The 19695-nt window shown below is 73.9% G+C and carries 21 protein-coding genes; 8 read left to right on the forward strand and 13 right to left on the reverse strand.

What is annotated here, in order from left to right:
* Positions 1-106: 106 nt before the first annotated feature.
* Positions 107-1174 carry an RNA ligase (ATP) gene (locus ABD330_RS06575; protein ID WP_344461741.1) on the reverse strand — a complete coding sequence of 356 codons (1068 nt, stop codon included), beginning with the start codon at positions 1172-1174 and terminating at the stop codon, positions 107-109.
* 331 nt (positions 1175-1505) lie between these two features.
* Here ABD330_RS06575 and modA point away from each other — a divergent pair, with 331 nt between their 5' ends.
* From modA to ABD330_RS06590, 3 genes are all read left to right on the forward strand, one after another.
* Complete coding sequence (modA, locus tag ABD330_RS06580) at positions 1506-2324, forward strand: molybdate ABC transporter substrate-binding protein (RefSeq protein WP_344461743.1); 819 nt, start codon at positions 1506-1508, stop codon at positions 2322-2324.
* Positions 2321-3160: an ABC transporter permease gene (locus tag ABD330_RS06585; protein WP_425555466.1), complete on the forward strand. Its 840-nt coding sequence runs from the start codon at positions 2321-2323 to the stop codon at positions 3158-3160. Before modA ends, ABD330_RS06585 begins: the two co-directional genes overlap by 4 nt.
* Positions 3161-3239: 79 nt before the next feature.
* Positions 3240-4301 (forward strand): ABC transporter ATP-binding protein, encoded by a 1062-nt coding sequence (locus tag ABD330_RS06590; protein ID WP_344461747.1) that lies wholly within the window; start codon positions 3240-3242, stop codon positions 4299-4301.
* 10 nt (positions 4302-4311) lie between these two features.
* Here the strand turns inward: ABD330_RS06590 and ABD330_RS06595 are convergent, their stop codons facing one another.
* From ABD330_RS06595 to ABD330_RS06605, 3 genes are all read right to left on the reverse strand, one after another.
* The gene (locus ABD330_RS06595; RefSeq protein WP_344461749.1) at positions 4312-5151 is read right to left on the reverse strand and encodes a pentapeptide repeat-containing protein; all 840 of its coding nucleotides are present in this window, start codon (positions 5149-5151) and stop codon (positions 4312-4314) included.
* A gap of 79 nt (positions 5152-5230) precedes the next feature.
* Positions 5231-5728, reverse strand: a complete 498-nt coding sequence (locus ABD330_RS06600) for a DinB family protein (protein WP_344461751.1) — start codon at positions 5726-5728, stop codon at positions 5231-5233.
* Positions 5729-5813: 85 nt separating this feature from the next.
* Positions 5814-6953 (reverse strand): PucR family transcriptional regulator, encoded by a 1140-nt coding sequence (locus ABD330_RS06605; protein WP_344461753.1) that lies wholly within the window; start codon positions 6951-6953, stop codon positions 5814-5816.
* 87 nt (positions 6954-7040) lie between these two features.
* Between ABD330_RS06605 and ABD330_RS06610 the strand changes: the two genes are divergently transcribed.
* Positions 7041-8096, forward strand: a complete 1056-nt coding sequence (locus ABD330_RS06610) for a ferredoxin reductase (protein ID WP_344461755.1) — start codon at positions 7041-7043, stop codon at positions 8094-8096.
* Positions 8097-8103: 7 nt separating this feature from the next.
* The gene (locus ABD330_RS06615; protein WP_344461757.1) at positions 8104-9222 is read left to right on the forward strand and encodes a fatty acid desaturase family protein; all 1119 of its coding nucleotides are present in this window, start codon (positions 8104-8106) and stop codon (positions 9220-9222) included.
* Positions 9223-9298: 76 nt separating this feature from the next.
* On the opposite strand, the gene ABD330_RS06620 is transcribed toward ABD330_RS06615, so the two are convergent.
* Both ABD330_RS06620 and ABD330_RS06625 read right to left on the reverse strand, forming a co-directional pair.
* Complete coding sequence (locus tag ABD330_RS06620) at positions 9299-10072, reverse strand: aminoacyl-tRNA hydrolase (RefSeq protein WP_425555467.1); 774 nt, start codon at positions 10070-10072, stop codon at positions 9299-9301.
* A 34-nt stretch (positions 10073-10106) separates the two neighbouring features.
* Positions 10107-11036: a hypothetical protein gene (locus ABD330_RS06625; protein ID WP_344461759.1), complete on the reverse strand. Its 930-nt coding sequence runs from the start codon at positions 11034-11036 to the stop codon at positions 10107-10109.
* A gap of 113 nt (positions 11037-11149) precedes the next feature.
* Between ABD330_RS06625 and ABD330_RS06630 the strand changes: the two genes are divergently transcribed.
* On the forward strand, positions 11150-11521 hold the full coding sequence (locus ABD330_RS06630) for a YbjQ family protein (protein ID WP_344461761.1): 372 nt from the start codon (positions 11150-11152) through the stop codon (positions 11519-11521).
* Between the two features lie 40 nt (positions 11522-11561).
* Complete coding sequence (locus ABD330_RS06635; protein WP_344461763.1) at positions 11562-12665, forward strand: FAD-dependent oxidoreductase; 1104 nt, start codon at positions 11562-11564, stop codon at positions 12663-12665.
* Positions 12666-12725: 60 nt separating this feature from the next.
* Here ABD330_RS06635 and paaE read toward each other — a convergent pair whose 3' ends face one another.
* The 7 genes from paaE to ABD330_RS06670 form a co-directional block, all read right to left on the reverse strand.
* Positions 12726-13802: a 1,2-phenylacetyl-CoA epoxidase subunit PaaE gene (gene paaE, locus ABD330_RS06640; protein ID WP_344461975.1), complete on the reverse strand. Its 1077-nt coding sequence runs from the start codon at positions 13800-13802 to the stop codon at positions 12726-12728.
* Positions 13803-13812: 10 nt separating this feature from the next.
* Positions 13813-14289: a 1,2-phenylacetyl-CoA epoxidase subunit PaaD gene (gene paaD / locus ABD330_RS06645; RefSeq protein ID WP_344461765.1), complete on the reverse strand. Its 477-nt coding sequence runs from the start codon at positions 14287-14289 to the stop codon at positions 13813-13815.
* Entirely contained in the window at positions 14283-15164 is an 882-nt protein-coding gene (gene paaC / locus ABD330_RS06650; protein WP_344461977.1) for a 1,2-phenylacetyl-CoA epoxidase subunit PaaC, read from the reverse strand. The genes paaD and paaC overlap by 7 nt, the downstream gene beginning before the upstream one ends.
* A 34-nt stretch (positions 15165-15198) precedes the next feature.
* On the reverse strand, positions 15199-15492 hold the full coding sequence (paaB, locus tag ABD330_RS06655) for a 1,2-phenylacetyl-CoA epoxidase subunit PaaB (RefSeq protein WP_344461767.1): 294 nt from the start codon (positions 15490-15492) through the stop codon (positions 15199-15201).
* Positions 15489-16436 (reverse strand): 1,2-phenylacetyl-CoA epoxidase subunit PaaA, encoded by a 948-nt coding sequence (gene paaA, locus ABD330_RS06660; RefSeq protein ID WP_344461980.1) that lies wholly within the window; start codon positions 16434-16436, stop codon positions 15489-15491. The genes paaB and paaA overlap by 4 nt, the downstream gene beginning before the upstream one ends.
* Positions 16437-16740: 304 nt before the next feature.
* Positions 16741-18318 carry a M20 family metallopeptidase gene (locus ABD330_RS06665; protein ID WP_344461769.1) on the reverse strand — a complete coding sequence of 526 codons (1578 nt, stop codon included), beginning with the start codon at positions 18316-18318 and terminating at the stop codon, positions 16741-16743.
* Between the two features lie 158 nt (positions 18319-18476).
* Positions 18477-18662 carry a hypothetical protein gene (locus tag ABD330_RS06670; RefSeq protein WP_344461770.1) on the reverse strand — a complete coding sequence of 62 codons (186 nt, stop codon included), beginning with the start codon at positions 18660-18662 and terminating at the stop codon, positions 18477-18479.
* A 490-nt stretch (positions 18663-19152) separates the two neighbouring features.
* On the opposite strand from ABD330_RS06670, the gene ABD330_RS06675 reads away from it, so the two are divergent.
* Positions 19153-19545 (forward strand): GNAT family N-acetyltransferase, encoded by a 393-nt coding sequence (locus ABD330_RS06675; protein ID WP_344461982.1) that lies wholly within the window; start codon positions 19153-19155, stop codon positions 19543-19545.
* The last annotated feature ends 150 nt before the right edge of the window (positions 19546-19695 follow it).

Below are 19695 nucleotides of genomic sequence, written 5' to 3' on the forward strand. Positions count from 1 at the left end.
AGGTCGGGCGCGCCGTACGGGGCACGGGGAACCGGCGGACCGGACGCGGCGCAGCCGCCGTCACCGCGGCGCCGGTTCCCCGCCGGCCTCTCCCGGACCGGCCGTGTCACTCGTACTCGGTGCCGCCCTTGCGGGTCAGGTACGCCCCGCTGACCACCTTGGCGATCGCCCGCCCGCCCAGCACCTCGCTGCGGCGCTCGACGACCGGCCGGACGACCACGCCCTCGCGCAGGTGCAGCCCCCGGCCCGACACGGTCTCCCGTCCGTCCGCCAGTTCCAGGACGGTCTGCTGGTCGAACGGCCCGCTCCACAGCCGTGGCACCAACGGCAGCTCGCCGGTGAGCAGTTCGGCCGCGTCCAGCCAGTGCAGCCGGCCGTCGATGACGGCCGAGACGTCGAAGACGGCGTACCCGGGCAGCTCGGTGCGCGCGGACTCCCCGTAGCCCAGGTCCTGGACGCCCTCGCCGAAGACCTCGCCGAAGATGCCGACCCGGCTCGCGCCGAGCCGCTCGGCCAGCCGGGCGGCGGCGGCCGGGACGCCGTGTGCGCGGACGGCCCGCCAGTAGAGGTTCGTCGCGTCCTCCTTCAGCGCCAGGTGCTGGGCCCCGATCCCCTTGGAGGAGACCTGGACGGTTCCGGAGTCGGCGTGGAAGGTGAACAGGCAGCAGGTGCCGTGCACCTTCTCGGTGACGACCACCGGCTCGCCCGGCTCGAAGACGTCGGGGAAGCGCTTGAGGTTCTCCACGTCCACCCACGGCAGCAGGTCGGGAGCGCTCTCGACCGTGCCGGTCATCGAGGTGGGCACCGGCGGCGTCCACTTGGTGACGCCGAGCGCGGCGGCGAAGTCCGCTCCGCCCGCGGCGGCGCCGGCAAGGTCCGTGCCGGCGAGGGCGCCGGGGCGGCAGACGATGCCCTGGGAGAGCTCGCCGCGCAGCCGGACGGCGCTCACCCGGTCCTTCCCGCGCCCGGACAGCCGCCCGGTCAGGCCGAGCTCCTCGATCAGTGCGGACGGCAGGACGGCCTGCTCCGGGATGTAGACGGCGTACTCGCCGGTCCGGTACGCGCCCTTGGGCACCACCGCCCGGTACAGGCCGACCTGGGCCAGCTCCAGAGCGTCGGCGTTCGGGTGCGCCAGGATGGTCAGCCGCTCGGCGGTGACTCGCAGTGTCGACATGAGTACGTTCTCCCCCTCGCTGCTTCCGGGACGGCTCCGCCGGCACCCCGCCGGGCGCCTTCCAGGACTTCCCCGCGACCCTGGAAGGCACCCGCGGACCGGCCGGCGGAGCCTCTTTTCCGGGTCCACTCTGTCGGCCCATCGGTATCCCTGACTACCGGATTTTTCGGCTACGGGCCGGTTTAATGATTCGCACATGCGGGCACGGCACCGCCGACACCCTCGCCTGTGCGATGAGACAGCGGACTTTCCGGCCGCATCTGCGCCATTATGATCACCTCAGTACCGCAGCCCCCGCGCCTCACCCGGCGCGGCAGGAGGGGAACACCTCATGATCACCGTCACCCGCCGCACCGCCGTCGCGGCCGTCGCCGCACTCGCTCTGGCCGGCGGCCTCACCGCCTGCGGCAGCAGCGGCTCGAAGCCCGCGGCAGGCAGCAGCGCGTCGTCGGCCTCCGCTGCCGCGTCCCCGAAGGTCTCCGGCACCGTGACGGTCTTCGCGGCCGCCTCGCTCCAGGGCACCTTCACCGCGCTCGGCAAGAAGTTCGAGGCCGCCAACCCGGGCACCAAGGTCATCTTCAACTTCGGCGGCAGCTCCGCGCTGGCCCAGAGCATCAACTCCGGCGCCCCCGCCGACGTCTTCGCCGCCGCCAGCCCGGCCACCATGAAGACCGTCACCGACGCCAAGGGCGCCACCACCTCCACGGTGTTCGTGCGCAACACCCTGGAGATCGCGGTCCCCAAGGGCAACCCCAAGCACATCAGCTCGCTCAAGGACCTGGCCGGCGCCGGTCTCAAGGTCGCCCTGTGCGCCAAGCAGGTCCCGTGCGGCGCCGCCGCCGTGACCGCGCTGAACGCGGGCGGGGTCAACCTCACCCCGGTCACCCTGGAGCAGGACGTCAAGGGCGCGCTCACCAAGGTCGAGCTGGGCGAGGTCGACGCCTCGCTGGTCTACAAGACCGATGTGCAGGCCGATGCTGCGAAGATCGACGGCGTGGACTTCCCCGAGGCCGCCAAGGCCGTGAACGACTACCCGATCGCCACCCTCACCAAGGCGCCGAACGCGGCGGGCGCCGCCGCCTTCACCGCGTACATCCTCTCGCCCGAGGCCGGGCAGGTGCTCACCGCGGCAGGCTTCCAGGCTCCGTGACGGTGAACCGACCGCAACCCGCCGGGCCCGTACGCGTACGGGCCCGGCGGCGGCGTGCCCGGCGGATCCCGTACGCGCTGCTGCTGCCGGCCCTGCTCGGGCTGGCCTTCCTGGTGCTGCCGCTGGCCGGGCTGCTGATCCGGGCGCCGTGGAGTTCGCTCTCCGGGCAGCTCGCCAGCTCCCAGGTGTGGGACGCCCTCCGGCTCTCGCTGGTCTGCGCGACGGCGGCGACCGGGGTCGCACTGGTGCTCGGGGTGCCGCTCGCCTGGCTGCTGGCCCGCACCGAGTTCCCCGGCCGCCGGATCGTCCGGGCGCTGGTCACCCTGCCGCTGGTGCTGCCGCCGGTGGTCGGCGGCGTCGCGCTGCTGCTGGTGCTCGGCCGCAACGGCATCGTCGGGCGCTGGCTCGACTCCGCGTTCGGCATCACCCTCCCGTTCCACACCTCCGGGGTGGTGGTCGCCGAGGCGTTCGTCGCGATGCCGTTCCTGGTGATCAGCGTCGAGGGCGCGCTGCGCGCAGCCGACCCCCGGTACGAGGAGGCCGCCGCCACCCTCGGCGCCTCCCGGCTGACCGCCTTCCGCCGGGTCACCCTGCCGCTGATCGCCCCCGGCATCGGGGCCGGCGCCGTGCTGGCCTGGGCCCGGGCGCTCGGCGAGTTCGGCGCGACCATCACCTTCGCCGGGAACTTCCCCGGGCAGACCCAGACCATGCCGCTCGCGGTCTACCTCGCGATGGAGACCGACCCGGAGGCGGCGATCGCGCTCAGCCTGGTGCTGCTCGCGGTCTCGATCGCGGTGCTGGCCGGGCTCCGTGAGCGCTGGATGTCAGCGCCGTGAGGCAGCATCAGTGGAAAGGGCCGGGCAGGAACTGCGCAGGGGAGAGCTTCTGCCCGCCCTCGTACCTGGGAGAGCCGTCATGACCACCCCCGCCCTCGACGCCCGGCTCCGGGTCGACCGGTCCGCCTTCGCGCTCGACCTCGCGCTGACCGCCGCCCCCGGCGAGGTGATCGCGCTGCTCGGGCCGAACGGCGCGGGCAAGTCCACCGCGCTGCGCGCCCTCGCCGGTCTGATCCCGCTGACCACCGGTCACCTGCGGCTCGACGGCGTCACCCTGGAGGACCCGGCAGCCGGTCTGCACACCCCGGCCGAGAACCGCCCGGTCGGCGTGGTCTTCCAGGACTACCTGCTCTTCCCGCACCTGAGCGCCCTGGACAACGTCGCCTTCGGCCTGCGCTGCCAGGGCCTCGGCCGGAAGCCTTCGCGGGCCGAGGCGCTGCCCTGGCTGGAACGGATGGGGCTGGCCGACCACGCCCAGGCCAAGCCCGGGGCGCTCTCCGGCGGCCAGGCCCAGCGGGTGGCGCTGGCCCGCGCGCTGGCCGTCCGCCCCCGGCTGCTGCTGCTCGACGAGCCGCTGGCCGCGCTGGACGCCCGCACCCGGCTGGACGTACGGGCGCAACTGCGGCGGCACCTGGCCGAGTTCGAGGCGGTGGCGGTGCTGGTGACGCACGACCCGCTGGACGCGATGGTGCTGGCCGACCGGCTGGTGGTGATCGAGGACGGGCGGCAGGTGCAGTCCGGCTCGCCCGCCGAGATCGCCCGGCACCCGCGCACCGACTACATCGCCCGGCTGGTCGGCCTCAACCTCTACCAGGGCCTGGCCGCCGGACAGACCGTCACCCTGGCGGACGGGCCCGTGCTGACCACCACGGACGAACTCACCGGGCCGGTCTTCGTCGCCTTCCCGCCGTCCGCCGTGACGCTGCACCGCGGCCGCCCGGACTCCAGCGCCCGCAACGTCTGGGAGCTCCGGGTCACGGGCCTGGACCTGCACGGCGACCAGGTCCGGGTCGACCTGACCGGCGGGCTCCCGCTCGCCGCCGACCTCACCCCGGCCGCCGCCGCCGAACTCGACCTGGCGCCCGGCAGCTCCGTCTGGGCCTCCGTCAAGGCGGCCCAGACCCACGCCTACCCGGCCTGAGTCGCACCGGTCACCCGGCCTGAGCCGCCCAGTGCGCGGGGCGGGTGAGCGATCCCGGCAGCTTCGTGGCGGCGTCGCCCTGCGCCGCGTCCAGCTGGGACTGGACCAGGAAGATGCTCCCGGTGAGGTCCGCTCCGCGCAGGTCGGCCCCCCGGGTGTCGGCACCGATCAGGTCGGCCCTGCGCAGGTCGGCGCCGCGCAGGTCCGCACCGATCAGGTAGGCGCCCCGCAGGTTGGCGCCGCGCAGGTCCGCGCCCTTGAGCTTGGCACCGATCAGGTCGGCCCCCCGGTGCTCCCGCTTGCGGCCGCGGACCTCGGCCCGCGCCAGCTCGCTCGCCCGCAGCAGCAGCCCGTTGACGGTGCTCCGGTGCGCGGGGACGTCCAGGGCCAGCAGATCCTCGGCGCTGGAGAGGCTGAGGCGTTCGGTCTCCGCCAGCAGCGTCCGCAGTTCGGCGTGCACCTCGGCGGCGGCCGGCAGCGCCAGCGCCTCGGTCAGGTAGCTGAGCAGCTCCTGGAGGTCCCGTACCACCGGGAACACCGCGAACATCTGCCGCGCGGACTTCGGTTCCTGCCGCCAGTCCTGCCCGGCGAAGGTGACCTGGGAGACCTTCTGCCCGGCCCCGAAGCAGTCGTAGACCGTGCAGCCCCGGAAGCCCTTCTCCCGCAGCCGGGTGTGGATCCCGCAGCGGAAGTCGGCCTTGAGGTTGGCGCACGCCTGCCCGGCGGGCTTGTTCACCGCGAAGTCACTGGACTTGGCGAAGGCCGGCACGACGCAGCAGAGTCCGAAGCAGCTCCCGCAGTCGGCCCGGAGGCTGTCGGCGGGCTCCGCCCGGTTGTGATTCTCGGACAACTGTGCGATCTCCTGTACCGGCCCGACCGTGCCGCCCGGCTCCCCCGGCCGGCACCTTCCACCGGAAACCCTAACGGGCTCAGACGCCGCGGGTGCCGTCCAGGGTCTCGCGGATGATGTCGGCGTGGCCCGCGTGCCGGGCGTACTCCTCGATCATGTGCAGCAGGACCCAGCGCAGGTTGCGGTGCGCGAGCCGGGGCCAGCCGCAGGGGGTGTCCAGGTCCATGGCCGCGACGATCTCCCGCGAGACGGCGGCGTTCTCCCGGAACCGGGCGGTCCAGCCCTCGACGGTGTCCTCGTCACCGAGCTCGAAGTCCTCCTCGCCGTCGCCGGACTCGTCGGCCGGCCACTCCCCCGGGACCAGCCGGCCCGTCAGGACGAGGTGGAACCAGCGCCGCTCCCACAGCGCGGCGTGCTTGAGCAGGCCGAGCAGCGAGAGCGAGCTCGCCGTCGGGGCCTTGCGGGCGTCCTCCTCACAGACACCCGCGACCTTGCCGATCAGGGCCTCCTGCTGCTTCAGCAGGAACCCGGCGAGGGCTTCGCGTTCGGTGGTCGTCGGCACCTGGACAGTAGTCATGCCGGGACCCTACCGACCCGCCCCCGGACGGTCGGCGCGGGGGGCAGCGCGGGGACGGTCGGTGCGGGGACGGCCGGAGTACGCGTCAGCTGCCCCGAAGACCCACCGCCAGGGTCAGTTCGAGGACCCGGTCCGGCGAGGCGAGATCCGGAAACAGCTCCCGCAGCTGCGACATCCGGTACCGGACTGTCTGAGGATGGACGAACAGCGCCGCCGCCACCTCGTCCCGCCTGCCCTGGTGCAGCAGCCACGCCCGCAGCGTCTCCTCCAGCCGCCGTGCGGTCGCGACGGGCAAGGCCCGCAGCGGTGCGAGGGCTCGGGCACGCAGGTCTGCGAAGGCGTCCGCGTCGGCGGTCAGCACCAGCTCGGGCAGGTGGGCCTCGGTGTCGCGAATCTCGGAGGAGAGGGAGCGTGCGCGTACGGCCCGGGCGTACGAGGCGGACGCACGAGTCCATGGCCGGGCCGGGCCGACCACGGCGGTGCGGTCGGTCAGCTGCCGCAGGAGATGTGACCGGTCGGCATCGGGGACGAGCAGCACACCGGTGGCGTCCGGCAGATCGTCGAGGACGAGAGTGCCCAGGTCGAGCACGCGGTAGGCAGGCCAGGCCTGGGCGGCGGGCAGCAGGACCGCGGTCAGCGAGACCGGGGGCTGCCACCCGGCCCGTTGGACAGCGGCCAGCAGCACGTCCGGGCTCGCGCCGGCGAGGAGGTCGCGGGCCAGGTGTTCCAGCTGGCGCTCGTGGGCCCTGCCCCGGGCGGCCAGTTCGTCGGCGTGGCCCGCGGCGCTCGCGGCGGAGAGCTCGTCGATGTAGGCGAAGGTCAGCTCGGCGAACTTGGCGACCTCGGCGGCGGGCAGACCTGCGGGTACGGCACCCGCCGCCAGGCACCGCCAGGCCACCCGGGCGCCGACGCGGTAGGCGCTGAGCAGCGCGTCCATCGAGCGGCCGTCGCGCACCTCGCCGCGGCCCAGCTCGTAGGCCGCGTCACCGGCGTCGCCACCCGTGACGATCCCGCTCGCGAGGTCCAGGTAGTGCCCCAGGGCGGTGCGGACGGCTCCGCGGATGGTCGCGCCCATGCGGCCCGAAAGGGCGTTGGCGTAGGAAGGGACCTCGTCGATGACCGCCTCGACGACCTCGTCGGCGGTGGCCGTCAGCGCCGCCCGAAGCACTGTGACCGTCGTCTCGTCCAGGACCGGCTCGCCGGTCCTCCGGATGGCATGGCTCACGTTCTTGTTCCCTGCGAACAATCCAGCCGATCAGATTTACGTCCTACGGTTAGGACTTTACGCCCTGAGGCGCAGCAAGCTGGGGTCATGACGAGTGCAGCCCTCCGCAGCAGGGCGTGGAAACTGCTGGAGATGGTCACGACGCCCCTGCTGCCGTCGGACTACCTCGACCTGGTCAGCCCGCTGCGTGCGGGCGCCGACCTGCGTGGGCGCATCGAGGCCGTACACCCCGAGACGGGTGACGCCGCGACCGTCGTGATCAGGCCGGGACGGGGCTGGCGCGGCCACACGGCCGGTCAGTACGTGCGGATCGGGGTCGACGTCGACGGGAGGCGCCTGTGGCGCTCCTACTCCATCACCTCACCGACCGACCGCCGGGACGGCCGCATCACGATCACCGTGAAGGCGATCCCGGACGGCAAGGTCAGCAACCACCTCGTCCGCAGGGCGACACCGGGCACGCTGGTCCAGCTCGATCAGCCGGCCGGTGACTTCGTGCTGCCGCAGGCCAGGCCCGCCAAGGTGCTCTACCTGACGGCCGGCAGCGGCATCACGCCCGTGATGGGCATGCTGCGCGACACCGAGGTCGACGACGTCGTCCTGGTCCACTGCGCGCCAAAGCCGCAGGACGTGATCTTCCGCAACGAACTGCACGGCCTGGCCGCGGCGGGGAAGCTGCGCCTCACCGAGGTGCACACCGACACGGACGGCAGGCTCGACCTCGCCCGTCTCGGCGAACTCGTGCCCGACTGGGCCGAGCGCGAGACCTGGGCCTGCGGGCCCGGGGGCCTGCTCGACGCCGTGGAGGAGCACTGGACCGGGCACGGCCTCCTGGAGCGCCTGCACACCGAACGGTTCCGCCCCCGCATCGTCGTCGCCGGCGACGGCGGCGAGGTCACGTTCAGCGCCACCGGCCGGACCGTCGACGCGGACGGCGCCACGCCGTTGCTGGACATCGGCGAGGAGGCCGGCGTGCTGATGCCCTCCGGGTGCCGCATGGGCATCTGCTTCGGCTGCGTCACGCCGCTCAAGGCGGGCGCCGTCCGCGACCTGCGCACCGGCGAGATCACCGAGGCCGAGCCGGGCGTCCTCATCCAGACCTGCGTGTCCGCCGCGGCGGGCCCCTGCGACATCGAACGATAGAGGCACCTTGACGGCCATCGACCCCACCGCCCACCTGACCGCCGAGCAGATCGAGGAGCTCGGCCGCGAGCTGGACGCGATCCGCGACGAGGTGATCGCCGACCGCGGCGAGCAGGACGCCGCCTACATCCGCAAGGTCATCTCGGCGCAGCGCAAACTGGAACTGGCCAGCAGGGGCGTGCTGCTGTTCTCGATCTTCCCGCCCGCGTGGCTGCTCGGCACCGCCGGCCTGTCCGTGGCGAAGATCATGGACAACATGGAGATCGGCCACAACATCCTGCACGGCCAGTGGGACTGGATGCGGGACCCGAAGATCCACTCCACTACCTGGGAGTGGGACCACGTCTCCCCGTCCGAGCAGTGGAAGCACTCGCACAACGAGCTGCACCACACGTACACCAACGTGATCGGCAAGGACAACGACCTCGGCTACGGCATCATGCGCGTCGACGAGGACCAGAGGTGGCACCCGTTCCACCTCGGCCAGCCGCTGTGGAACTTCCTCAACGCCTGCTTCTTCGAGTACGGCATCGCCGCGTACGACCTCGAACTCGCCAAGAACCTGCAGAAGCACCGCCGCAAGGACCCGGGGTTCCGCGCGCGGGCCAAGGCCGTGGGCCGCAAGATCCGCAAGCAGGTGCTCAAGGACTACGTGATCCACCCGCTGCTGTCGGGCCCGTCGTTCCTCACCACGCTCGCCGCCACCTTCACCGCGAACCTGGTCCGCAACATCTGGACCCACTCGGTGATCATGTGCGGGCACTTCCCCGAGGGCGTACAGGTCTTCGAGCGCCGGTCGGTCGACGGCGAGACGCGCGGCCAGTGGTACCTGCGCCAGATGATGGGCTCGGCGAACATCAGCGGCAGCCGGGCCATGCACTTCATGACGGGCAACCTGTCGCACCAGATCGAGCACCACCTGTTCCCGGACCTGCCGAGCAACCGGTACGCCGACGTCGCGGTGAAGGTGCGCGCGCTGTTCGAGAAGTACGAGCTGGAGTACGTCACCGGGCCGCTGCCCAAGCAGGTGTTCTCCGCGTGGCACAAGGTCTTCCGGCTCTCGCTGCCGAACAGGAAGCCCGAGGTCAGGACACCGGCCCGCGAGCAGGAGCTCGTCGCGGCCTGAACCCCGGTTTCGGTTCTCCGGGTGACGACATCCGCGCGGGAGCAATCGACGTGCCGGCGGCATCCGGTTCTCGGGCTCAGTGCAGCGCCGGGTGGTCGGCGACGACGGTGCAGCTGCCGGGGGCGATCTCGGTGAAGCCCGCGTCGCGGACCAGCGGGAGGCCGCCGGAGGTCAGACCGGCCCAGGCCGCCGGGGTCGCGGTGCGGACGGCCAGCGGGAAGCCGGCCTCGGCCCACTCCTTGCGCCGGGCCTCGTCCAGCGCCCACCAGGCGAGCTGGGCGGCGTGGCCGGTCTGGGCCATGGTCTTGCCCGCGCTCATCTCCACCTCGGGGTTGAGCCAGAGCACGGGGACGCCGGGCGCGGGGTCGGCGGGCGGCTCGGGGTCGTCCAGCTCGGTGCCGGAGACCTGGAGCTTGGCCAGTTCCTTGGGCCAGCCGTCCAGCGGGACGGGCGGGAAGACCCGGACCTCGGCGCTCGCGCCGGTCACCGTGATGCCGGGCAGCTCGCCCGCCTTGCGCCACTCGCCGCCCCTGGCCCGCCGGACCACCTTGCGGATCCGGGCGTCCTCCCAGGCCGAGACCCGCTCCGCCCACTCGCCCTCCTCGCCGGTGACCCGGGGGTCGGCGAGCAGGGTGAGCACCGCGCGCGCCGAGGTCTCCAGCGCGTCCGTCCGGGCCGGAGGCTCCGCCTTCTCCAGGCGGACCACCAGCGGGAGCACGTACTGCGGCCTGGCGTCCCGGACGTTGGCGGCGCGCTCGTCGGCGGCGTCGCCCCGGGGCTCGGCCGGGGATCCGGCCGAGGGCACGGCCGGGGTGCTCGGGGCGTCGAACGGTGCGGAAGGTGAAGTCACCGCACCAGCATGCCAGGACCGCCGGAGCGGCCCGTCAGCGGCGGTAGCCCCGGCTGACGTCGCGCTCCTCGGCGTCCTCGTAGGGGAGGAACCAGCCCTCGGGGTGGGTGGCGGCGAGCAGCTGGTCGATCCGGTCGGCGGCGTCCGCGTCCGGGTCCTCGTCGCCGGGGCCGTAGACGCCGAAGAGCTGGTCGACGCAGCCGTCCCAGTCGTAGTCGTACAGGTCGACGGGGAGGTCGCCCATCATGTCGGCCACCGCCTGCGGCTGGGAGCCGAGCAGTTCGCGGGCGTCGGCGAGGGCCAGCCGCAGGGCCAGCTCCTCGGCCGGGCAGCGCGGCAGCGGCCACTCGCCGAGCGCCAGGTCGTCGGCGAGGTCGTCGAAGGTCCGGGCGACCGACCGGCGCCAGCTGCGGTGCATCCCCCACGTCCGGCGCGGGAAGCGGGCGAGCACGGCCCACTCCTGCTCGTCCTCGTCGCCGACCGGGTCGCCCTCGTGCTCCTCCAGGTCGTCGTAGGCCGCGTCGGCGAGGGTGATCAACTGCGTGTGCAGCAGGCAGGCCGTGCGCGGGGTGAGCAGCCAGTCGTCGTCCCCGCCGCCGTCCTCCGCCTCGGCGTCGAGCGGGAAGAGGTCGGCGAAGTCGGGGGCGAAGTCGTCGGTGAGGCTGATCTCCAGGGTGCCGCCGAGGGCCTCGATCCCGGGGATCGAGGCGACCAGGCGGTCCGGGTGCAGCAGGGCGCCGAGCGCCGCGTTCGGGTCGTCGGTGACCTCGCGCAGCAGCGCCTCGCGCTGGCCCGCCGGATCGATCCCGGCGAAGTCCAGCTCCGCGACGGCCGCCTGCGCGGCGGCCCGCAAGGCCGGCCAGTCGGTGATCCGGATACCGAGCACCACTGTCGCCTCGATCTCCTGCGCACCGGATTCCTCCGCCGCGCCCGGCCCCTTCGGATGATCGCTTCGCTCGCCCATGGGGCTACCGTACGGCTTTTCCCTCCCCCGGTTCACCGGTGTGTGGCAGCTTCTTGGTCTCGCTCCGGCGTGGCCTGCCGCCGGTGGCGCGCCGGGGCGCACACGATAGTGCGATGAGCAACCTGGACGAGTACGGCGGCGGGCAGGGCCCGGACGCGGATGTGCTGGTGGTCACCACCAACGATGTGCCCGGCTACCGGGTGGAGCGGGTGATCGGGGAGGTGTTCGGTCTGACGGTGCGCAGCCGGCACATCGGGACCCAGATCGGCGCCTCCTTCAAGTCGATGCTGGGCGGTGAGCTGCGCGGTCTGACCAAGACGCTGGTGGAGAGCCGGAACCAGGCGATGCAGCGGCTGGTCGAGCAGACCAAGGCGCGCGGCGGCAACGCCGTGCTGATGATGCGTTTCGATGTCACGGAGGCCGCGGATCTGGGGACGGAGATCTGTGCCTACGGCACCGCCGCGGTGATCGTCCCGGCGGGCTGACCCCGGGGAACACGACTGCCACGTCCGATGTTTCATCGGCGTGACTGTTTACCGTGCAACAGATGTGGCCGCCGCCGAGGTGGACGTCGTGGTGATCGGCGCCGGACAGGCGGGCCTGTCCGCCGCCTACCACCTCCGCAGGCGCGGCTTCACCCCGTTCGACGGCTTCGTCGTGCTGGACGCGGACGCCGCGCCCGGCGGCGCCTGGGCGCACCGCTCGCCCTCGCTGCGGATGGCCACCGTGCACGGGTTCCACGACCTCCCCGACTTCGAGCTGCCCGCCCCCGACCCGCAGACCCCCGCCCGCGAGGTGGTGCCGGGGTACTTCGCGGCGTACGAGGCCATGCACGCGCTGCCGGTCGTCCGGCCGGTGCACGTCCGCGCGGTGAGCTCGCGCCCGGACCGGCGGCTGCTGGTCGAAACCGACGCGGGCGACTGGTCGGCGCGGGCCCTGGTCAACGCGACCGGCACCTGGACCAGGCCGTTCCTCCCGCACTACCCCGGCCACTTCGCCGGACGGCAGCTGCACTACGCGGACTACCGGGGCCCGGAGGAGTTCACCGGGAAGCGGGTCGTGGTGGTCGGCGGCGGGGCCTCCGCGGTGCAGGTCCTCTCGGAGGTCGCGGCGGTGGGCGAGACGGTCTGGGTGACCCGCACCCCGCCGGTGTTCCGGGCCGGCCCGTTCAGCCAGGAGGCCGGGCGGGAGGCGGTCGCGATGGTCGAGCAGCGGGTGCGGCAGGGGCTGCCGGTACGCAGCGTGGTGAGCGTGACCGGGCTCGGGCCGTCGGTGGCCCTGCGCCGGGCCCGGGAGCTGGGCGCACTGGAGCGGCGGCCGATGTTCGACCGGCTGACCGAGCACGGGGTCGCCTGGGACGGCTCCGAGGAGCTGGCCGTGGACGCGATCGTCTGGGCGACGGGCTTCCGCCCCGAGATCGGCCACCTCGCCCCGCTCGGCCTGCGGGGGCCCGGCGGCGGCATCCGGATGGACGGCACCCAGGCCGCCGACGACCCCCGCGTCCACCTGGTCGGCTACGGCCCCTCGGCCTCCACCATCGGCGCCAACCGCGCGGGCCGCGCGGCGGCCAACGGCATCGTGAAGCTGATCGGCGACCCCGCCCTCGGGCACCTGGTCAGGAACGTCTAGGGGCGCGTGCGGCCCCTCCCGGCCGAAGGCCGGGGGGTCCGTTCGGCGTGGCGCGGCCGCTCAGCGGTCGTAGTCGACCGTGACGCGGTCGGAGAGCGGGCGGGCCTGGCAGGTGAGGACGTAGCCCGCGGCCACCTCCTTCTCCTCCAGGGCGAAGTTGCGCCGCATCTCGACCTCGCCGTCGGTGACCAGCGCGCGGCAGGTGCCGCAGACGCCGCCCTTGCAGGCGAACGGCAGGTCGGGGCGGGCCCGCTGGGCGCCGTCCAGGATGGAGCGGTCCCGGGGCAGCGGGAGGGTGCCGGCCCGGCCGTCGAGGACGACGGTGACCTCGCTCAGTTCACCGCTCGGCTGCTCCTCGGTGCGTTCGGCGACCGGCTCGTCCTCCGCGTGGAAGAGCTCCTGGTGCACCCGTTCGCCGGGAACCCCCAGGCCGGCGAGGAGGTCCCGGGTGCCGGTGACCATCGCGTAGGGGCCGCAGAGCCACCAGTGGTCGACGGCGGGGACGTCCACCAGCGCGGCGAGCAGCGCCGTGACCCGCTCCGGGTCGAGCCGGCCGCTGAGCAGTTCGGCGTCACGGGTCTCGCGGGAGAGCACGTGCAGGAGCTGGAAGCGTCCGAGGAAACGGTCCTTCAGGTCGGCCAGCTCGTCCGCGAACATCACGGTGTCACTGCGGCGGTTGCCGTACAGCAGCGTGACGTGCGAACGCTCGTCGGCCGCCAGCACCGAGCCCGCGATCGAGAGCATCGGGGTGATGCCGGACCCGGCGGCGAGCAGCACGTGCTCGGCGGGGGCGTCCAGGTCGGGGCTGAACAGGCCGGTGGGCGGCAGCACCTCGATCGTGTCGCCGGCCCCGGCCTCGCGGACCATCCAGCGGGAGAACAGCCCGCCCGGCACCTCGCGGACGGCGATCCGCAGCGGGCCGCCGACCGGCGCGCAGATCGAGTACGAGCGCCGCTCGTCCGCGCCGTCCACGATCCGGCGCAGCGTGAGCGTCTGGCCGGGGCGGAAGGCGAAGTCCTCGGCGAGCGCGGGCGGCACCTCGAAGGTGACCGCGACCGCGTCCTCGCAGAGCGGCTCCACGGCTTCGATCCGCAGCTCGTGGAAGGCCGGTCGGCGGGTCGGTGGGGCGGCGGCCATGGCGCTCAACTCAGATCTCCTTGATCCGTTCGAAAGGTTCCCGGCAGTCGCGGCAGCGCCAGAGCGCCTTGCACGCGGTGGAGCCGAAGCGGGACAGCTCCTCGGTCTCCGCGCTCCCGCACTGCGGGCAGCTCACCACCCGCCGGGTGGGTCCGAGGTGCAGCAGCCCGTGCACCGGAGGGGCGATACCGGCCTCGGCGAGCTTGCGGCGGCCCGCTTCGGTGATGCGGTCGGTGCTCCACGGCGGGTCGAGCCGCAGCCGTACCCGGACGTCGTCGTAGCCGGCCGCGCGCAGCCGGGCGTCGACGTCGGCGGCCATCTCGGCGATCGCCGGACAGCCGGAGTAGGTCGGGGTCAGCCAGGCGGTGACGGTGCCGCCGTCCTCCTCGACCCCGGCCAGCACGCCGAGGTCGGCGAGCGTGAGCATCGGCAGCTCGGGGTCGGGGACGTCCGCCGCCACCTCCCAGGCGGTCATGGTGGTCACCATGTCGCCCCTGGGTGGGCACGGGCCACCACCTGGAGCTCGGCCAGCAGCAGGCCGAGCGCCTCGGTGTGCACGCCGTCGCGCCCGGCCCGGCCGCCGACCCGGGCCATCGGGGCGGCCGCCGGCACGGCGAGCCCGGCCTCGGTGATCACCTCGGCGAGCTCCGCGAGCACCGGCCCGCGCAGCTCGGCGGGGTCGGCACCGAGCCGGATCTCCACCGGGTGCGCGGTGAAGAGCTCGTCCAGCAGCGGCCAGACGGCGGTCAGCCCGGCCTGCATCCGCTCGGCGGAGTACTCGGTGCCGCCGCCCAGCCGGAGCGTCCAGGAGGTGGCGTACTCGCGGTGGTACGCCAGCTCCTTGACCCCGCGCGCGGCGACGGCGGCGAGCACCGGGTCCGCGAAGCCGGCCAGCCGCTCGTAGAGGGCGTGACGGGCGGTGGAGAAGAGCAGCAGGCGGGCGATCGTCTGGGCGAAGTCGCCGTTCGGGCCCTCGACCAGGCGGACGTTGCGGAACTCGTGGTCCTCGCGCCAGTACGCGAAGTCGTCCTCGCCGCGCCCGGTGCCGTCCGCCTGCCCGGCCCGGGTGAGCAGCTGGCGGGACTGGCCGAGCAGGTCGAGCGCGAGGTTGGCGAGCGCGACCTCCTCCTCCAGCTCGGGGGCCCGGGTGCACCACTCGATCAGCCGCTGGGCGAGCACCAGCGCGTCGTCGCCGAGCATCAGGCAGTACGCGGCCAGGTCGGCGCCGTCCAGACCGGGCGGCAGGGCGGTGTCGACGCCGAGCAGCGGGTCGGCGAAGCCCGTCCCGTAGGCCCAGCGGGCCTCGCCCTCGGGTTCGCCGGGGGCCTCGGAGAGCGTCAGGTACACGTGGTCGTCGGTCATGGCGTGGTGCTCGTTCATGGTTCGGTGGCCCCCGTCAGATGTGCGGGACATCCTCGGGGATGTCGTAGAAGGTCGGGTGGCGGTAGACCTTGTCCCCGCTCGGGGCGAAGAACGGGTCCTGTTCGTCGGGCGCGGAGGCGGTGATGGCGCTGGAACGGACCACCCAGAGGCTGACGCCCTCGTTGCGGCGGGTGTAGAGGTCGCGCGCGGCGAGCAGCGCCATGTGGTCGTCGGCGGCGTGCAGGGAGCCGACGTGGACGTGGTTCAGGCCGCGCCGGGGGCGCACGAACACCTCGTACAGCGGCCAGTCGGCCTTGATCCCGCTCATTTCTCCGTACCTCGCTGCTTCTGCTGCTTCGCTGCGTAGGCCAGGGCCGCTTCGCGCACCCAGGCACCGTCTTCGTGGGCGGCCCGGCGGCGCTCGACGCGCTCCGCGTTGCACGGGCCCTGCCCCTTGATCACCTGCTTCAGCTCCGACCAGTCGGGCTCGCCGAAGTCCCAGCCGCCGCGCTCCTCGTTCCAGCTCAGCGCCGGGTCGGGGAGGGTGACGCCGAGGTGCTCGGCCTGCGGGACCGTCATGTCGACAAATCGCTGACGCAGCTCGTCGTTGGTGTGCCGCTTGATCCGCCAGGCCATCGACTGCGCGGTGTTCGGCGAGTCGCCGTCCGGCGGGCCGAACATCATCAGCGACGGCCACCACCAGCGGTCCACCGCGTCCTGCACCATCCGGCGCTGGCCCTCGGTGCCGCGCATCAGCGTCATCAGCAGCTCGTAGCCCTGGCGCTGGTGGAACGACTCCTCCTTGCAGACCCGCACCATCGCGCGGGCGTACGGCCCGTACGAGCAGCGGCAGAGCGGGACCTGGTTGCAGATCGCCGCGCCGTCCACCAGCCACCCGATCACGCCGACGTCGGCGAAGGTCAGGGTGGGGTAGTTGAAGATCGAGGAGTACTTCTGCCGGCCGGAGACCAGCTTCTCGGTCAGCTCGGCCCGGTCCACCCCGAGGGTCTCGGCGGCGGCGTAGAGGTAGAGCCCGTGGCCGGCCTCGTCCTGGGCCTTGGCCAGCAGGATCGCCTTGCGGCGCAGCGACGGCGCCCGGGTGAGCCAGTTGCCCTCCGGCTGCATGCCGATGATCTCCGAGTGGGCGTGCTGGGCGATCTGCCGGACCAGCGTGGCCCGGTAGGCGTCGGGCATCCAGTCACGCGGCTCGATCCGCTGCTCGGCCCCGACGACCGCGTCGAAGTGCGCCTCCAGCTCCGCGTCCGACCGCATCACCGACTCCGCACCCGCCGCGTTCACTGTATTCGCTGCATCCACCGCGCTCGCCTCCCGACTGACCGTTCGGTCGGGTCCATTGTGTCTGGTGCGGGCCTCGAATGACAAGGGACGTGGCCGATCAACGGGGAACCGTCTGGTGCGGCCGGGCTGCTCGCCCGGAGTCGCGGTGACCGGGGGGGCGCAACCCAGGGGCGCGGGGAACTGCGCGAAACCGGGAGTGACGGCGCGGTGCCTCCCGCTTCGCGCAGTTCCCCGCGCCCCTAGGTGGGCCCTTGCGTACCCGGAGGCGGGCCTGGGTTCAGGGGCGGTCCCGGAGGCGGGGCAGCGGGACGGCCAGCAGGGCGGCCAGCAGGGCGATCCGCGGGGCCAGCTGGTCGAGCTCGATGTGCTCGGTCCAGGCGTGCGAGCCTGCGCCGACCGCGCCGAGCCCGTCAAGGGTGGGCAGCCCGCGGGCGCCCGCCAGGTTGGTGTCCCCCGCGCCGCCGGCCGGTGCGCCGTCCAGCTGCTGCCCGAGCACCGCCGCGAGCGACCGTACGTGCCGCAGCAGCGGGTCGCCCGAACGCTCGGGCCAGGCCGGACGGCTGGAGAGCACCTCCGTGCGGACCCGGGCCCCCGGACGCAGTGCCGTCAGGTGGGCGAGGGTGTCGAGCGTGCGGCTCTGCGCCTCCGCCGTGGCGAACCGCAGGCCGAGCTCGGCCTCCGCCCGCCCCGCGACCACGTTCGCCCGGCTGCCGCCGGTGATCCGCCCGGCGTTCAGCTCCGTCCCCGGCAGGCCGGCCAGCCCGCGCACGGCGACCAGCTGGTCCACCAGCTCGTCCACCGCCGAGGTGCCCTGGCCCGCGTCGTTGCCGGCGTGCGCCTCCCGGCCGGTGACCGTCAACCGGACCCGGGTGCTGCCCCGGCGGGCGGTCTTCACCCGGCCGTCCGGGTGCGGCGGCTCCAACCCGAGCACGGCGGCGGCGCCCGGGAGCTGACGCTCCACCAGGCGGCGCCCGTCCGGGCTGCCGACCTCCTCGTCCGCGACCACCACCAGCCGGACCGGCCGGTGCGGGCGCTGGCCGAGGTCGGCGAGCAGGGCGAAGGCGCCTTCGAGCAGGGCCAGGCCCGCCTTCATGTCCAGGACACCCGGGCCGCTCAGCACGCCGTCGTGCTCGGACAGCGGCCAGTCGGCGAGGGTGCCGACCGGCCAGACGGTGTCGTGGTGGCCCACCACCAGGATGTGCGGCAGGTCCTCCTCCTGGCCGGCCCACTCCAGCACCAGGTGGTCCCCGGCCGCACCGGGCTCGCGCCGGACCTGCGCGCCGGTGGCGCGGTACCCGGCGGCGAGCTCCTCCGCCAGCGCGTCCAGCCGGGGCACGTCGCCGGTCGGCGACTCCATCGCCACCAGGTCGGCGCAGCGGCGCTGGACGGCGCCGGCCAGCGTGCGGGCCCGGGAGCTCAACGTCGCCGGCAGGCCGGGCAGTGCGGCGGTGCCGCTCTGCTCGCCGCCGCCGTCGGCGGCAGGGGCGGCAGGGGCGGCAGGGGCGGCAGGGGCGGCAGGGGCGGCAGGGGCGGCAGGGGCGGCGGCGGCCTCGGGCTGCGCCCGGCCGCCGGCCGGGGCTGCGCCCGGCGAGGTGACGCCCTGCGAGGTGGCGCCCTGCGAGGTGGCTCCTGTCGGGACGGCACCCGTCGAGGTGGCGGACTTCTGACTGCCGGGCTTCGGGGCGGCGGGCTTCGAAACCACGGATCTCGAACCGGTGGGCTTCGGGGCGGCAGGCTTGGAGCCGACGGGCTGCGGGCCGGACAGCTTCACGCCGACGGCCTTCGCGCCGGACTGCTTCGGGGTCCCGGGGGCCGAAACGGTGGCGGTGGCGGTGGCAGTCGTGGTGACGGTCACGGTCGCGGTGGCCGGTTTCGAGCCGGCCGCCTTCGCGCCGACCGGTTGCGGACCGTGCGGTTTCGGGCCGGGCGCCGGCTCTGCGGTGGCGGGCGGCACCACGCCCGAGGACGGGGCCGGCGGCCGGGCGGCTGCGGGTTCCGACACTGTATGAGGGCTCAACGGACACCTCCCCGGACGCCGCCGGTATTGAGCGGATCACCGAAGGACGTACCGGGGAACGCCTCGGGCACCCGCACGGCCGACAGGCCGGAGCGGACGGCGGTGGCGTGGCCGACGGGCGCGACGCGGCCGTGGGGCACTCCGTCGGGCAACGCCAGGTGGTGCGACCTCGGGCTGGGCAACACTGGGTCCTCCTCGCTCGGTCCGGCGACCCCGGCTCGGCCCGGGGCCTGCGGACGGCGGCCTCGCTACGACGATGCTCGGGGGCACCGATACAGGGAGGCCGAGGCGAGCCTAGAAGATTCGTTCGCCTCGCTGCGAGGTGGCCCGGCTACTACGTCGCCTCCGGGCCGCACGGGCACCGGCCCGCCGGAGCGCCGTCCGTGCCCGCACACCGTCCTGAACTGGTCCGGAACACAGCTGCGGGCGCCACTGTGCCCCTGGTTCCACGATGGACCCCGGCCGGTCCCCCGGCCTCCCGAACCGCCCGGCCGCCGCCGATCCCGGCCGCACGGGTGACGGCCGGTCAGCCTTCGGCGCGCGACCGGCGCGGCGCCGGGCCGAACCGGGCGACCCGGGTGGCCCGGGCGGGCGTGGCGCGGGCGCGGCGCCGGGGACTCCGCTCGATGATGGGATCGCGCGGCCTCCGGTGCCGGTCGGAACGGATCCGGGATCCGGGGAGGCGCGAGGACGCGACGCGCGCGACAGGCGCGACGGTCCCACGGGTACGCGGGACCGGACATCACGGATCTGGGGACCGACATGGCAATCACGATTCAGGACGCGACGACCGGCCGGCGCTTCGAGGCGTGGATCGACGGTGAGCTCGCCGGGTTCGCCGAGTACATGCGCGGTGAGGCGCTGGTCGTCTACCCGCACACCGTGGTCGAGCCGGCCTTCGAGGGCCGGGGAGTGGGCGGCGCGCTGGCCCGGGCCGCCCTCGACGATGCCCGGGCCCGCGACCTGCCGGTCCTGGCGACCTGCCCGTTCATCAAGGCCTGGATGGTCAAGCACCCCGAATACGCCGATCTCGCCTACGAGAACCGGAGCCGGGTCGCCGACTGAACCGGGCGGCGCAGGGGGCGGAGCGGCGGACGCGCAGGGGCGGACACGGGGTCGGAGCCGTGGACGGGTCGGCGCGATGGAGCGGCCCGAGCCGCGGAGTTGGTGGTCGACTATGGGAATCGCGATGACGGATGACAGATATTGAAATCT

The sequence above is a fragment of the Kitasatospora kazusensis genome, assembly GCF_039529945.1.
GTDB classification, from domain to species: Bacteria; Actinomycetota; Actinomycetes; order Streptomycetales; family Streptomycetaceae; genus Kitasatospora; species Kitasatospora kazusensis.

Bases quoted from the DNA above. Each gene is read 5' to 3' on its own strand.
- paaC (WP_344461977.1), bottom strand. From the start codon at position 15,164: ATGACCGACGACCACGTGTACCTGACGCTCTCCGAGGCCCCCGGCGAA.
- ABD330_RS06575 (WP_344461741.1), bottom strand. From the start codon at position 1,174: ATGTCGACACTGCGAGTCACCGCCGAGCGGCTGACCATCCTGGCGCAC.
- ABD330_RS06625 (WP_344461759.1), bottom strand. From the start codon at position 11,036: ATGGGCGAGCGAAGCGATCATCCGAAGGGGCCGGGCGCGGCGGAGGAA.
- ABD330_RS06610 (WP_344461755.1), top strand. From the start codon at position 7,041: ATGACGAGTGCAGCCCTCCGCAGCAGGGCGTGGAAACTGCTGGAGATG.
- paaE (WP_344461975.1), bottom strand. From the start codon at position 13,802: ATGGCCGCCGCCCCACCGACCCGCCGACCGGCCTTCCACGAGCTGCGG.
- paaD (WP_344461765.1), bottom strand. From the start codon at position 14,289: ATGGTGACCACCATGACCGCCTGGGAGGTGGCGGCGGACGTCCCCGAC.
- ABD330_RS06590 (WP_344461747.1), top strand. From the start codon at position 3,240: ATGACCACCCCCGCCCTCGACGCCCGGCTCCGGGTCGACCGGTCCGCC.
- paaB (WP_344461767.1), bottom strand. From the start codon at position 15,492: ATGAGCGGGATCAAGGCCGACTGGCCGCTGTACGAGGTGTTCGTGCGC.
- paaA (WP_344461980.1), bottom strand. From the start codon at position 16,436: ATGCGGTCGGACGCGGAGCTGGAGGCGCACTTCGACGCGGTCGTCGGG.
- ABD330_RS06630 (WP_344461761.1), top strand. From the start codon at position 11,150: ATGAGCAACCTGGACGAGTACGGCGGCGGGCAGGGCCCGGACGCGGAT.
- ABD330_RS06600 (WP_344461751.1), bottom strand. From the start codon at position 5,728: ATGACTACTGTCCAGGTGCCGACGACCACCGAACGCGAAGCCCTCGCC.
- modA (WP_344461743.1), top strand. From the start codon at position 1,506: ATGATCACCGTCACCCGCCGCACCGCCGTCGCGGCCGTCGCCGCACTC.